Here is a 14499-nt window from a genome sequence, read left to right on the forward strand (position 1 = left end):
AATAAGTTATTACAGCTAATTATTTGTTGTTGATCCCGTTTTTTACGGTCAAAACTTGTTCTGCTCATTGATTTCATACTACTTTAGAGTATGAAGTTTCTTTTTTCTCTTCTCGCTCTGTTCAGTATTGTTTTAAATACATCTGCCTTTGAACAAGCCCCCGCCAATGAGATTCAGATTGCCTCTTTGAATTTGCTTTACGGTACTCCTGCTGATTTAGAAAACACATGGAAAAAACGGAAATCAAGGGCCATTGCCAATCTTCAACAATACAAAGACGGGATCATCTGTTTACAAGAAGTTAACGAAACGCAAATCAAAGACATTTCTAAAGGTGTTTCTGGTTTAGACGTAGTTTACAGAACGCAAGGGCTCAAAAACGGAGACGGAAAAGCCAATGCGATTTTTTATAGTAAGAAAACTTGGAAGTTGATTGAAGAAGAGACTTTTTGGCTTTCTGACACTCCTACCAAACCAGAGTCTAAAAGTTGGGGAAATACACTACCAAGAATTGCCACGGTAGTGGTATTAGAAAACAAAACAGATAAGAAGCGTATTCGAGTATTAAATACCCTGCTAGACCATAGGTCTGAATCATCTAGGTTGAACAGCATTGAAAAGATTCTGTCAAAACTGGAAGACTATAAAGACCAATATCCCACCTTATTAGTTGGCGATTTCAATGTGACTTCTGATGACATTGTTACTAAGCGAATTTTAGAAGAATATGCCGACACTTATACCGGAGGCCCTTTCGAAGGCTGTACCTATCACAGTTTTCATGGAGGAAAGAACTGCCCCAGAATTGACTATATTTTTTACAGAAAATCTGATGGCTTTGAAATGACCGCTTCAGGCATCGATCGTTTTGAAAGAAATCGATTATATGTTTCAGATCACTATCTGATCTACGCTAAATTTACTTTGAAATAGATTTCTTTCTGTTGGTAATATAAACCCCAACAAATATTGCCAACATTCCTATTACCTGCCCTAACCCTAGGTCTTCACCATCCCAAAAACCCCAAATTAAAGCAACAATAGGAATAAGGTAAGTTACCGTGCTTGTAAATAGTGGATTGGTAATTTGCACCAACTTATTAAATAGAATAAGTGCTATTGCTGTACCCATAACCCCCAAAAGAGAAATATAGCCAAAGGCTTCTAAAGCCCCCTCTTCGGTAGCCAGCGTCACCGAAAAGTCAGTGAAAGTGAGCAAATAAATTCCGGCTAAGGGCCCCATAAATAATAGACTTACAGATGTAATTACAAGCGGTTTTAAATCCACCAAATAATACTTTATTACATTTAGGTTTATGCCGTAACAGATAGTAGCCAATACAATAAAGAGTGCGTAAAAATTAATTCCTCTGAGACCACCAATACTGCCAGCTGCCAGTAGCACAATAGTTCCTACAAAGGCTGTTATCAACCCAAATGTCTTCCTTTTTGTAATTTCTTGTTTGAAGAAAAGTACACCCATTATTAAAACAAAAATTGGTGTAAGGGCATTTAATACTCCCGTAACCCCGCTAGGCAATTGGGTTTGGCCAATAGCAAATAGAAAGGCCGGAATGAAACTTCCTACCAAACCAATAACGAAAAGTAGTTTCAGGTGCTTGAACGACAGCTTTCCTACTTTTGGAATTGAAATTGGGATTAGAAACAAGCAGGCAGCCAAAATGCGCAAAGCACCAACTTCGCCAGCGTTAAAAACCGCAAGCCCTCTTTTAATAAGGATAAAGGAACTTCCCCAAATCAGAGCAAGTAAGATAAGTAGCGACCACGCTAAAACGTTTGTATTTTTCATTCAACCAAAGCATAAGCATCTTCGAACACGGTCGAAATCTCATCCAGAATATTAAATAACTCTTCTGGATTTTCAGATTCAACCAAGCGTGCTCTGTACGGCTTGAAGTTAGGTATTCCTCTGAAATAATTGGTGTAATGTCTTCGCATTTCAAAAATGCCTTGAAGCTCATTTTTCCATTCAAGAGAAAACTGTAAATGTTTTTTGGCGGTGGCCACCCTAGTTTTCATATCTGGAACAGGCAAGTGCTCTCCTGTTTTAATAAAATGTTTCACTTCATTAAAAATCCATGGATAGCCAATGGCCGCACGACCAATCATGATACCCTCAAGCTCATAGCGGTTTTTATAGTCCAATGCCTTTTCTGGCGAATCAATATCTCCGTTTCCAAAAATCGGAATATGAATATCAGGGTGATGTTTTACCTCTGCAATTTTAGTCCAATCTGCCTCGCCTTTGTACATCTGCGCACGGGTTCTACCATGAATAGTGAGGGCTTGAATTCCTACATCTTGCAGTCTTTTGGCTACTTCCAAAATTCTGATGGTAGAATCGTCCCAACCTAGTCGGGTTTTTACAGTAACCGGCAAACTTACCTGTTTCACAATTTCTGCAGTCATTTGCTGCATTTTAGGAATGTCGAGCAAAATACCAGCCCCAGCTCCTTTACAAGCTACTTTCTTTACCGGGCAACCGTAATTGATATCGACCATTTCGGGCTGAGCCGCTTCAGCAATAGAAGCCGCCTCGCGCATCGACTCAATTTTATCTCCAAAAATCTGAATCCCAATAGGGCGTTCGTAATCATAGATATCGAGCTTTTGCACACTTTTTTCCGCATTCCGAATTAACCCTTCAGAAGAAATAAATTCAGTAAACATCAGGTCTGCACCGTTTTCTTTGCATACAGCCCTAAATGGTGGATCACTAACATCCTCCATTGGCGCCAAAAGCAACGGAAATTCACCTAATTCTATGTTCCCAATTTTAACCATGCCCATTTCGAAAAATCGCGTAAATTTACGTCATTATGGCGAGAATCGACAACGGGATTAATATTTCCTTGAGAGGGGAAAGAGTAGATGTAATTAAGGAGTTCGAAAACGGAGAATTAAATACCGTAACCACTTATAACGAAAACCCTCAAAAGACTTTTTGGGTAGTTCTGGGCCTGTTATTTGCAGGTTTTTTCGTGGGTCAGTTTGCAGCCACAATAGCAGTAATAATTTTTGTATTAATTAATGGTGGAGGAACTGAGGTTTTATCAAACCCCGAAGCACTCTTTGAGTTGATAGGCCAATCACAATTGTTAATTTCACAATCACTTTATACCGTAGTATTTACTTTCTTGGTGCCTTGGTTTTATATGAAAAACCTAGCTCGAAAACCAATGAATGTTGTTTTTGGTGAATCCAAAACTGAATCTCTTCCTCTAGCTCTAGCTGTTTTTGTTACCATCGCCTTTGTGTTTGTTAATGGTTACATTATTGAATGGAACGAAAATATTCAACTTCCAGAATTTATGGCAGGTTTCGAGAGGCTCGCCCGTCAGATGGAAGACTCACTGAAAGAAACTACTGAGATGTTTACCACATTTGACAGTTTTGGCACATTCCTTTTGGCTTTTGTAGTAGTGGCTATACTACCAGGAATAGGCGAAGAGCTTCTTTTCAGGGGTTTATTGCAAAACTCACTGCACCGATGGTCTAAAAATGCACATGTCGCCATTTGGGTTTCGGCTTTCTTATTTTCTGCTATACACATGCAGTTCTATGGCCTTTTCCCACGTATGATCCTTGGAGCGCTATTTGGTTACTTATATGTCTGGTCTGGAAATTTGTGGTATCCGATTATTGCCCACATCGCAAATAATGGCTTTGCGCTTATTGTAGCTTACATGTATCAAACAGAAGTAACAGATATTAACCCTGACGAAACTGATTCTTTACCCGGTTATGCGGGAATAATAGCGCTGATAGTGGTTTCCTTTTTGCTGTTCGTATTCAGAAATTACTATCTTAAACCAAAATCATTTAGATGAGCAATTGGAACACAGTTTTCAAAACTAATATGCCGCACCAAGCCGAGATTGTGAAAGACGTGTTGATAGATAACAACATTGAAGCAGTGCTGCTTAACCAAAAGGATTCTTCCTATCATTTCGGAAATCTAGAAGTGAAAGTGGAGCAATCTAATGTGATCAAAGCCTTAAAAATTATAGGCGACCTGAACTTTTAATCATGAGTAATCTCTTATTAAGGATTATCACTGGCATTTTCGGAGTTTCTCTGATAATAGCGGGTATAGTATTTAGTTCATGGACCTTTGCCTTGATTTTTTTGTGCATCTTGATTCTCACACTTAGAGAGTTTTATGGTCTTATTGCCGCTTCGGGCAATACACCATTTAAATTATGGGGTTCATTTTTTAGTATTTGCCTCTTTGTTTTAGTACACCTTTCCACTGCGGGAAAACTAGACACTAAATACTTATGGTTATTACCCTCCTTATTAGTGATCTGTTTCATGTTTGCCCTTTATCGTCAGAAAACGCATCAACCTATTATCTCATTAGGGCTCACTTTATTTGGGGTAATATATATTGCTTTCCCTTTAAGCATGGCCAATTTGATTGTGTTTAAGAATGAGTCATACGAATATGCCTTAATCATAGGCGTGCTAATTGCCCAGTGGGCAAACGACTCCGGAGCCTATTTTGTGGGCAAAAGCATGGGGCGGACAAAGTTATTCGAGAGTGTTTCTCCAAACAAAACATGGGAAGGCACCGTTGGTGGAGTACTGATTTCACTAGGAATTATCTATATATGGAGTTTATACTTTACCGATCTTACCACAATTGAGTGGTTTGGTTTATCGATAATCGTGAGTGTTTTTGGTAGTTATGGAGATTTAATTGAGTCGCTATTTAAGCGCCATTTAGCCATTAAAGATTCTGGGAGCGCACTTCCTGGGCATGGCGGCTTTCTCGATAGATTTGATGGACTACTGTTCGCGCTTCCGTTCGTTACGCTATACTTGATGGTCATCACATAATATCATAAATAAGCATCAAGTAATAGACCGTATTACTTTAAAATTTCCTTAATTTTGACCAAGTTTTTAAACAAAGATAGATTTCTCTATGGGTTACATTGAACCGGCTCCGATTAAGGACAAGGCTAATCCTTTCGAGTCAATGATGTCCAGATTCAACATTGCTGCTGAAGCACTTGGATTGGACGAGCAAGTATATAACGTGCTCAAATCTCCTACAAAACAAGTCTCTGTGACACTTCCAATCACTATGGATGATGGCTCTATTCGTGTTTTTGAGGGTCACAGGGTAATACACTCGAATATCCTAGGCCCATCAAAAGGCGGTGTTAGATACGCCATGGATGTACACATTGACGAAGTAAAAGCACTCGCGGCATGGATGACATGGAAGTGTGCTGTTGTAGACATCCCGTATGGTGGTGCCAAAGGCGGCATCAAATGTAATCCGAGAGAGATGTCTGCTGGTGAAATCGAAAGATTAACCAGAGCATATACCAATGCTATGCTAGATGTTTTCGGTCCTGACCGAGACATTCCTGCACCAGACATGGGTACAGGACCAAGAGAAATGGCTTGGATGATGGACGAGTTCTCTAGGGCTCATGGTATGACTGTAAATGCCATGGTAACTGGAAAACCCTTAGTACTTGGGGGCTCTTTAGGTAGAACCGAAGCCACAGGACGTGGTGTAATGGTTTCTGCTTTGGCCGCTATGGAAAAACTAAACATCAACCCTTATCACGCTACTGTGGCTGTTCAAGGTTTTGGAAATGTAGGATCTCATGCAGCTTTACTTCTTGAAGAAAGAGGAGCTTCTGTAATTGCGATTAGTGATATTTCTGGTGCATACTACAACGAAAAAGGGATTAACATCAAAGCTGCTGTGGCTTATCGCGATAGCAATAATGGTACATTAGAAGGCTTTAAAGGCGCTGAGCTAATGGACGATGCTTCTGATTTGCTAGTGCTAAAAGTAGATGTTCTTGTTCCAGCTGCTGTAGAGGATGTAATCCATTCAGGTAACGTTGATAGAGTACAGGCAAAACTTATTGTTGAAGGTGCTAACGGACCAACTTCTGCCCAAGCAGATAAAATTATCAACGAAAAAGGTATTATGGTTGCTCCAGATATTCTTGCGAACGCTGGTGGTGTAACTGTATCATACTTTGAGTGGGTACAGAACCGTTTAGGCTATAAGTGGACGCGCGAAAGAGTAAACAGAAGATCTGACAGGATCATGAAAGATGCTTTCGACAAAGTATATGAAACATCGCTTAAATATAATGTACCAATGCGTATTGCGGCTTACATTGTAGCCATTGATAAAGTTGCTTCTACCTATAAGTATAGAGGTGGTTTCTAACCAGAAAATTAGTTAATGAATATTCATAAAGAAGGAAGAGCACTGCTAGCGGTGCTCTTTTCCATATTACTAGGTTTAAATTTAGGCTTGTTCTTTTTGCTGAACATCCCTAGCCCTTGGATCGGAATTATCGGTGCCGTCAGCTTAATTCTGTTCCTGTTTTTCCTTCAGTTTTTCCGTAATCCATCTCGAAAAATTGAAATCAACGAAAAGCAAATTCTAGCTCCTGCTGATGGAAAAGTGGTGGTAATTGAAAAAACCACCGAAGACGAATACTTTAAAGGAAAGGAAAGAATTCAGGTTTCTATATTTATGTCACCAATTAATGTGCACGTAAACAGAAATCCTGTTACTGGCCTTATCAAGTACTTCAGATACCACGAAGGCAAATATTTAGTGGCTTGGCACCCAAAATCAAGCACTGAAAACGAAAGAACTACACTTGTTTATGAAATCCATAAAGGAGTAGAAATTCTAATCCGTCAGATTGCCGGAGCAGCTGCCCGTAGAATTAAGTGCTACGTAAAAGAAAATCAATCTGTGATTCAAGGCAAGGAATTCGGTTTTATCAAGTTTGGGTCACGAGTCGATCTATTCTTACCGTTAGATGCAGTGGTAAAAGTTGAGATTGGACAAGTAACCCAAGGCGGACAAACCGTAATTGCGGAGTTGGCTTAAATTAAGCCTTCAATTATCCGCATTAACTTCTCTAAATGTACTTGATCTACCTCATCAAAATCATTGAGTTGATCAGAGTCCACATCAAGAATTAAGTTGACTTCCCCGTTTTTCATGGCTGGTAATACGATTTCCGATTTGGAAGCCGAACTACAAGCAATGTGACCGGGGAATTCATCTACATTCGGAACAAGAATGGTTTGAGCCTTTTCCCAACTGGTTCCGCAAACTCCTTTTCCTTTACGAATACGAGTACACGCTATTGGACCTTGGAAGGGACCTAATACCAATTCCTCTCCTTTTACCAAGTAGAAACCTACCCAAAAGAAGCCCATTCCATACTTTAGGGCCGAAGCAATATTGGCCAAATTGGCTGTTTGGTCTGGTTCGCCAGTAACCAAGGCTTCAATTTGCGGAATAAGCGATTCGTACTTTTCTGCTTTGCTTAAGTCGTTCGAGATGATAAGTTCTTCGGCCATAATTTTAATTCTGAATTGCGAATTTAAAAGAGAATTGTGTGAATGTTGGTTCCTTAATGTCGGTAAATTTTAAGCACATCGATTTGTAGCTGAATTGTTTCCGATGGTGCATCTTTTAAACTTGGCGCCATAATGCCTTCATTGAATAACACAGGGCATTCGAACACGCGGGCTTCGTCCCATAAGCCCAAAGCCATTAAAGAATTGAGCAAGAAACTTCCACCTTCCACCAAAACAGATTGCACTTTGCGCTCATGCAAATCAGCCAACATGTTTTGAAGAAAGTCCTTCTCTCCAATTTTAACAAGAGTGAGGTTTTTACTTTCTTCTGTCTTTTTCAAATTATACACAATGGTTGGTAGGCTTCTATCAAACAAGTTAAAGTCGGTGGGTAATCGTAAATGTTTATCAATCACTAAGCGAAGTGGTGATTCGCCATGCCAATCGCGAACATCTAATTTGGGATTATCGTGCAATGCGGTATTCGTGCCCACTAAAATGGCATCTTCTTCAGCCCGCCATTGGTGCACCATCATTCTCGATTGTTCACTGCTAATCCACTTGCTATCAAAATTATTGCGAGCAATAAAACCATCAGCCGTTTGCGCCCATTTAAGCAAAATATAGGGTCGCTTTTTTTCAATCATGGTAAAAAACCTTCGATTCAGGTTTTTTGCTGCTGATTCTAAAACTCCAGTGCTGACTTCTATTCCCGCATCTTTAAGTTTCTGAACACCTTTGCCTCCCACCAATGGATTAGTATCCATTGAAGCAATGACAACTTTCTTCACCTTTTTAGCCACTAATAAATCGGCACAGGGCGGAGTTCGACCAAAGTGAGCACATGGTTCAAGGGTAACATAACAAGTGCTTTCAGAAAGCAGATCGGGATTCGTTACGGAGTTGATAGCGTTTACTTCGGCATGCGGGCCTCCATACTTTTGATGATAACCTTCACCAATGATTTTATCATTGTGAACAATTACGCAGCCCACCATAGGGTTTGGGCTAACATGACCTCGCCCCAATTCGGCTAAGTCCAATGCACGCTGCATCCATTTTAAATCTTGCTTATCATTCACCCGCGCAATTTAGCGAATGCGTAATACTATTCCTTGTCAATCACTCAATTGATAAACCCTCCAAAAGTTAGTTGATAACTTTTGGAGGGTTCGCTAATCCACATGCAAATCCTTCTCACTACTTTTGCTTATGCCTTTTGAAAAACCCAAAGCTAAAATTCAATCTATTGTTAACGCACTCAGTGGTGTTTATGATGAACGTGAAGCCACCAACATGGCCAATTTACTTCTAAGTCATTTTTATGGTTTAGATAGAATGGCGATCATTTTGAATGATGAGTTTTCGTTGGTTGAAGGCTCTGAAAAAGGCCTAGCAAAATCGATTGATGAACTAAATCAACACAAGCCAATTCAGCATATTATAGGAAGTGTAGAGTTTTATGGTTGCGAACTGAAGGTAGATGAACGGGCTTTAATTCCTCGACCAGAAACAGAAGAATTGGTAGATTGGATTGTGACGGTGAATACGGTTGAAGCCCCTTCCATTGTAGACATTGGTACCGGAACAGGCTGTATTCCAATTGCGCTAAAAAAGGCAATACCAAACGCGCAAGTAGCTGCCGTGGATGTAAGTGAAGGCGCCCTTAATTTGGCTCAAGAAAACGCAAAGCAAAATGGAGTTGAGGTTGATTTTCGGCATCTAGATATTCTTGAAAACAACTTTCCTTTTGATCTGTTGGATATAGTGGTCAGTAACCCGCCTTATATTCCTGAAAGTGATAAGGCCGAAATGAGCTCGAATGTATTATCGTTCGAACCATATTTGGCACTCTTTGTAGAAAACCACGATCCGTTGATTTTCTATAAAAGAATAGCCGAGTTAGCCTTCCTGCATTTGAAGATTGGCGGAATGCTTTACTTTGAAATTCATGAAAGATTTGGGGAAGAAATGATTAAACTGGTGGAGGAGATTGGTTTTACTAAAGTGCTCCTCAAAAAAGATTTACAAGGAAAAGATAGAATGCTACAAGCACAAAAATATTCGAAATGAAAAAATTGATTCTATTACACGGTGCGCTTGGTAGCGCCTCAATGTTTGAAGTCCTTACAAATAAACTAAAAGGCGATTTTGAAGTACATGCTTTCAATTTCTCTGGACATGGCGGTGCACCAGTAAATGAAGAAGGCTTTGGAATCGAAGTTTTTGCCGAAGAGCTCCAAGCCCTTATTACCAAGCACAAATTGGAAGGCGCAGATATTTTTGGATACAGCATGGGCGGTTATGTGGCACTTTATCTGGCTGCTTCTCAGCCTAATTTGATGGGTAAAATCGTCACTCTGGGCACCAAATTAACCTGGACAGCCGAAGGTGCAGAAGAAGAAACTGCCCGTTTGAACCCAGAGTTAATGAAAGAGAAAGTGCCGCAATATGCTGCGCTTTTGAAGGAGCGCCATGGTAAAAAGCAATGGAAACAGGTGATTTGGCAAACCGCAGGCATGATGCTAGAATTAGGCGATGAGCCTTTGCTCACTATGGAAAATCTTCCTTTAATCACCAATCAAGTAACAATTCTATTGGGTGCTGATGACACTATGGTGGGCAAAGAAGAAAGTGAAAATGTGGCTACAATTCTTCCCAACGGAAAGTTTATCTTGATCCCAAATATGCCACACCCTTTGGAGAAAGTAGATTTAGGAGAGCTTGCAAAGGTGATAAAAGACAACTTGCACTAATAGCCCAGAATATTTATTTTGTTTATTTATCATTTTTTAGTCGATTTCATAACCTGAAAGATGGAATTTGGGGCTATTTTGTCAAACTTGAAATAATACGATGCCAGAGACAACCACAATGACCTTAGCCGAAATACTTAAAGACTCTAATTATAAGCTTACACAGTTTTCGAAATCCCAAATTGAAAAACTGGAAGAGTCAATTGTACTTAAAGAGACAAGAGGAAAAACAGTTCCTTTTATTACCTGCCTAGTTAGACGGAAGGAAATTCAATTGAAACCTGAGGAATTAGTAAGGCAACTTTTTCTCATGGTTCTCCATGAACAATACGGTTATTCATATGACCGAATGGAAATTGAATATGTTGTAAGTTTCGGTAGAGAAAAGAAACGGGCTGATATTGTCATTTTTGATAAGCAAGACTCACGCGCTGTATACATCATGGTTGAGCTGAAAAAGCCAAAGCTGAAAGATGGTAAAGAACAATTAAAATCTTATTGTCATGCTACGGGAGCGCCAATGGGCATTTGGAGTAATGGTGAGTCCATTTCTTACTACAACCGAAGAGACCCTAATTATTTCAAGGATATTCCAAATATTCCAAAATCAACTGAAAAGTTAACGGATATATTAACTGAACGGTGGACAATTGATGATCTTATTAAAAACGATAAACTGACCAAAGAGCGAAAATCCCTAAAAGATCAAGTAAGGGATATGGAAGATGAAGTACTAGCCAATGCAGGAGTTGATGTTTTCGAAGAAATATTTCAATTGATCTTCACCAAACTTTATGATGAGCTTGAAAGTACTCGTAACAAATCCAGACCTCTTGAATTTAGAAACTACGGTGAAACAGAAACCGAGTTAAAACAAAAAATACAGGCACTTTTTGAAAAAGCCAAAGACAAATGGGAAGGTGTTTTTACCGAAAGCTCAAAAATCACATTGACCCCATCCCACTTAGCAATTTGCGTTTCATCTTTGGAACAAATCAAACTATTCAATTCCAATTTGGATGTGGTTGATGAGGCCTTTGAATATTTAATTGGCAAGAGTAGCAAGGGAGAAAAGGGGCAATATTTTACTCCTCGCTATGTCATTGACATGTGTGTGAAAATGCTAGACCCAAAAACAGATGAAACGGTAATTGACACTGCCGCTGGAAGTTGTGGTTTTCCTGTACACTCTATTTTTCATGTTTGGGAAAAACAGCTCAAAGCTAAAGGACTTTCTAAAAGTCATTTGTTCACGGCTGAAGAAAAACTTCCTGAACAAATAGACTATGTACAAAACAAAGTATTTGCCATAGACTTTGACGAAAAGGCTGTACGTGTGGCACGAACCCTCAACTTGATTGCTGGTGATGGACAAACCAATGTACTTCACATGAATACCTTGGATTATGATCGGTGGGACAATAATTACGATGATAAAAATTGGCTAGACGTTTATGGTAACGGTTGGAAAAACATCCGTAAACACCTTACCAACCCCAAACCCAAAACGGTAACGATTGAAGAAGAGCGAAACGGTAAAATCTATGTGAAAGAAAAGGAGATTTATGAATGCCGTGATTTCCAATTTGACGTATTGATGGCAAACCCTCCGTTTGCAGGCGACATTAAGGAAAGTAGAATGCTTGCTAAATACGATTTAGGCAAAAAACCCAACGGTAAGTACCAAACCAAAGTAGGGCGAGACATTCTGTTTATCGAACGTAATCTGGATTTCTTAAAACCAGGTGGGCGCATGGCAGTGGTATTACCACAGGGAAGATTCAACAATAGTTCTGACAAAGCCATTAGAGACTTTATTGCAGAAAGGTGCAGAATATTAGCTGTGGTAGGTTTGCACAGCAATGTATTCAAACCGCATACAGGCACAAAAACGTCTGTTCTTTTTGTACAAAAATGGGATGATAAGCTTTGCCCGAGAGTAGAAGATTACCCGATCTTTTTTGCTACTATGCAAGAGCCTAGCAAAGACAATAGCGGTGAAAAGATATTTGTAAAAAGGAAAGATTTCCCCAACTCGCAACCTTCCAAAGGCTTAGAACTTTCGGAAGGCTCACAACAAGTAGCCGAACCAATAGACAACTATGACTCTACGCCTGCCAATTTAGAAGAGTACCTACTTGACTCTCATGGACACTTGGTAGTAAAACACGACCTCTTTAACCATGACGGACTCACCAAAGACGGCATAGCAGAAGCCTTTTTGGAATTCGCTAAAAAAGAGAAACTCTCCTTTGTGGGAAAGTAGCTAGCCCTTTTAATGAATCCCGATACAGGGAATTGTTGGAAGGGCTGGAAATAACAATATTTAATTTCAAGGATATTTTACCTGATAACGAAGAGTTTCGTTTGGATGCAAATTACTATCAGAAGGAATATATTGATATCTACAAGAAAATTGAAAATTCACCGATGTTAGTTGATCTTACCAAGATGTCAGATCTATCTACGAATGGTTCATTTGCGGCAGTCAAAAAAATAATGAGTGATAATGGTCCTAAGAACGTTCCATTTATTAGATCTGGTAACTGTGGTGATACTTTTATTAACCTAAATGACTTAGAATATATTTCAGAAGCATCACACAAACAATTACCCAAATCTACTACTGCATTATACGATGTAATGATGGCAAGAAAGGGTAAAATTGGAGGAGCCTCAATAATTACTAAAAATGAAGTAGGGTATAATTGCAGTGAAAATGTTATCAAACTAACAATCAAAAACAAGAAAGAGCTAAACCCTTTTTACTTTACCAGCTACTTCAACAGCAAATATGGTATAAAGCAAATTGAAAGATTATCGACTGGAAACGTGCAACCTTGGGTAAGCATCTTTCAAATCAGAAAACTTTTGATTCCAATCTTAGATATTGATTTCCAGAAAGAAATAGAGGCTATAGTTCAATTTGCATTTAACAAAACAAATGAATCGAAATCTACCTACACCCAAGCCGAACAGGTTCTACTCCAAGAACTAAATTTAGCCGATTTCCAACCCAGCCAAGAACCTGTAAATGTTAAAAGCTTCTCAGAGTCATTTGGCAGCTCTGGGCGTTTGGATGCAGAGTATTATCAGGTGAAGTATGATGAATTAGAAGAACAAATAAAATCAAGTTCATTTGTCTTGATCAAAAACATTAGAACAGACAACTTTAGAGGTTTACAACCTCAATATGTGGAAGATGGAGAATTGAATGTTATAAATAGCAAACACATTCTTGAGCAGACCCTAGATTACGACAATTTTGAGAAAACTAGTCCGGATTATTGGGATGAACAGGAAAGGGCAAGAGTTTTTAAAAATGACATACTTACTTACACAACAGGTGCAAATATCGGAAGAACACAAGTTTATCTAATTGATAAAAAAGCACTCGCTAGCAATCATGTCAATATTTTAAGGCTGAAAAAAGGGTATAATCCACAATACATTGGGTTTGTGATGAACTCAACAATAGGGAGACTTCAGACAGAAAAACTTAGTGCTGGAAGTGCTCAGGCAGAACTTTACCCTAAAGACATTGACAATTTTCTGATTCCAATTATCGAACAAGACAAACAACAGCAAATAGCCGATTTGGTAGAGCAAAGCTTCACCCTTAAAAAACAATCCGAACACCTTTTAGAAGTAGCCAAAACAGCCGTAGAAATAGCGATTGAGCACGATGAAGAAACGGCATTAGCCTATATTCAACAAGAAACCAAAACGCATGGCTAAGGACAACACAATCGAAATTCATTTTAAAGCTGGAGTAAGCTATGTCCATCTTAATGAAGATTGGTCTGATGAACAGGTGAAAGAAATGATTACTCGATTTCAAAGATCTTTTCTTCGTCCTGCCAGTCCAGATGATATGGAGTTTATTTATTGCCTTGTTGGCAATATTGTAGACAAACATGTAGCAGGTAAAGATTTAGGTGTTGTGCGAGGTACCAAGCAATTTGCCCCGGGCACTAAAGTATATTGTTCGCCTACGCATTGGGGTGATGGTGCTGAATACACGTATGTAATAGGCAAACCGAGAAAACGTAAAAAGTTAATTACAGTAGTAACGCAAATACGGTACATCAAAAATTGGAGACTTAAAAAGGTGTATGACCCTTTTATCATTTCTGAAATGGTCAACAATTTTGGTTGGACAAACCATGAAGATGATAAAAAGAGAATTGAAGAAATGCTTGAATGGCTACCAAGTAAAACAATTCAAGAAATTGAGAGCGATGAATAGAATCCCTGTTAAGCTGAAATAAACACAAACCTTTTGGAGCGGTTTGTTCATAACCTGAGCTAAATAATAAAGCGCTACAGATAATACTTCATAACAGTTAAATCAAAC

The 14499-nt window shown here is 39.1% G+C and carries 15 protein-coding genes; 11 read left to right on the top strand and 4 right to left on the bottom strand.

Annotated elements, in window-relative coordinates:
• Window positions 1–90: 90 nt before the first annotated feature.
• Entirely contained in the window at window positions 91–933 is an 843-nt protein-coding gene (locus OB69_RS02570) for an endonuclease/exonuclease/phosphatase family protein (RefSeq protein WP_053222133.1), read from the top strand.
• On the opposite strand, the gene OB69_RS02575 is transcribed toward OB69_RS02570, so the two are convergent.
• A complete protein-coding gene (locus OB69_RS02575; protein WP_053222134.1) occupies window positions 920–1810 on the bottom strand; it encodes a DMT family transporter in 891 nt (296 codons plus the stop codon). The genes OB69_RS02570 and OB69_RS02575 overlap by 14 nt on opposite strands.
• Window positions 1807–2805 carry a tRNA dihydrouridine synthase DusB gene (gene dusB, locus OB69_RS02580; RefSeq protein WP_053222423.1) on the bottom strand — a complete coding sequence of 333 codons (999 nt, stop codon included), beginning with the start codon at window positions 2803–2805 and terminating at the stop codon, window positions 1807–1809. Before dusB ends, OB69_RS02575 begins: the two co-directional genes overlap by 4 nt.
• A gap of 35 nt (window positions 2806–2840) precedes the next feature.
• Here dusB and OB69_RS02585 point away from each other — a divergent pair, with 35 nt between their 5' ends.
• The 5 genes from OB69_RS02585 to OB69_RS02605 all read left to right on the top strand — a co-directional run bounded on the left by OB69_RS02585 (window position 2841) and on the right by OB69_RS02605 (window position 6907).
• The gene (locus OB69_RS02585) at window positions 2841–3851 is read left to right on the top strand and encodes a CPBP family intramembrane glutamic endopeptidase (protein WP_053222135.1); all 1011 of its coding nucleotides are present in this window, start codon (window positions 2841–2843) and stop codon (window positions 3849–3851) included.
• On the top strand, window positions 3848–4048 hold the full coding sequence (locus tag OB69_RS02590) for a putative signal transducing protein (RefSeq protein WP_053222136.1): 201 nt from the start codon (window positions 3848–3850) through the stop codon (window positions 4046–4048). The genes OB69_RS02585 and OB69_RS02590 overlap by 4 nt, the downstream gene beginning before the upstream one ends.
• 2 nt (window positions 4049–4050) lie before the next feature.
• Window positions 4051–4863, top strand: coding sequence for a phosphatidate cytidylyltransferase (locus OB69_RS02595; RefSeq protein ID WP_053222137.1), 813 nt, complete (start codon window positions 4051–4053; stop codon window positions 4861–4863).
• Window positions 4864–4951: 88 nt separating this feature from the next.
• Window positions 4952–6229 (top strand): Glu/Leu/Phe/Val family dehydrogenase, encoded by a 1278-nt coding sequence (locus OB69_RS02600; protein ID WP_053222138.1) that lies wholly within the window; start codon window positions 4952–4954, stop codon window positions 6227–6229.
• A gap of 15 nt (window positions 6230–6244) precedes the next feature.
• On the top strand, window positions 6245–6907 hold the full coding sequence (locus OB69_RS02605; RefSeq protein WP_053222139.1) for a phosphatidylserine decarboxylase family protein: 663 nt from the start codon (window positions 6245–6247) through the stop codon (window positions 6905–6907).
• Here OB69_RS02605 and OB69_RS02610 read toward each other — a convergent pair.
• Both OB69_RS02610 and ribD read right to left on the bottom strand, forming a co-directional pair.
• Window positions 6904–7386, bottom strand: a complete 483-nt coding sequence (locus OB69_RS02610) for a GAF domain-containing protein (protein ID WP_053222140.1) — start codon at window positions 7384–7386, stop codon at window positions 6904–6906. The two genes, OB69_RS02605 and OB69_RS02610, sit on opposite strands and share 4 nt — an antisense overlap.
• Before the next feature lie 53 nt (window positions 7387–7439).
• Entirely contained in the window at window positions 7440–8468 is a 1029-nt protein-coding gene (gene ribD / locus OB69_RS02615) for a bifunctional diaminohydroxyphosphoribosylaminopyrimidine deaminase/5-amino-6-(5-phosphoribosylamino)uracil reductase RibD (protein ID WP_262501301.1), read from the bottom strand.
• Between the two features lie 130 nt (window positions 8469–8598).
• On the opposite strand from ribD, the gene prmC reads away from it, so the two are divergent.
• The 5 genes from prmC (at window position 8599) to OB69_RS02640 (ending at window position 14391) form a co-directional block, all read left to right on the top strand.
• Window positions 8599–9459 carry a peptide chain release factor N(5)-glutamine methyltransferase gene (gene prmC, locus OB69_RS02620; protein WP_053222142.1) on the top strand — a complete coding sequence of 287 codons (861 nt, stop codon included), beginning with the start codon at window positions 8599–8601 and terminating at the stop codon, window positions 9457–9459.
• Window positions 9456–10142: an alpha/beta fold hydrolase gene (locus tag OB69_RS02625; RefSeq protein ID WP_053222143.1), complete on the top strand. Its 687-nt coding sequence runs from the start codon at window positions 9456–9458 to the stop codon at window positions 10140–10142. Before prmC ends, OB69_RS02625 begins: the two co-directional genes overlap by 4 nt.
• 100 nt (window positions 10143–10242) lie before the next feature.
• The gene (locus tag OB69_RS02630) at window positions 10243–12408 is read left to right on the top strand and encodes an N-6 DNA methylase (protein ID WP_053222144.1); all 2166 of its coding nucleotides are present in this window, start codon (window positions 10243–10245) and stop codon (window positions 12406–12408) included.
• Between the two features lie 185 nt (window positions 12409–12593).
• Window positions 12594–13880, top strand: coding sequence for a restriction endonuclease subunit S (locus tag OB69_RS02635; protein ID WP_221404845.1), 1287 nt, complete (start codon window positions 12594–12596; stop codon window positions 13878–13880).
• A complete protein-coding gene (locus OB69_RS02640; RefSeq protein WP_053222146.1) occupies window positions 13873–14391 on the top strand; it encodes a hypothetical protein in 519 nt (172 codons plus the stop codon). The genes OB69_RS02635 and OB69_RS02640 overlap by 8 nt, the downstream gene beginning before the upstream one ends.
• Window positions 14392–14499 lie beyond the last annotated feature (108 nt).

The organism is Roseivirga seohaensis subsp. aquiponti, assembly GCF_001267955.1.
GTDB classification, from domain to species: Bacteria; Bacteroidota; Bacteroidia; order Cytophagales; family Cyclobacteriaceae; genus Roseivirga; species Roseivirga seohaensis.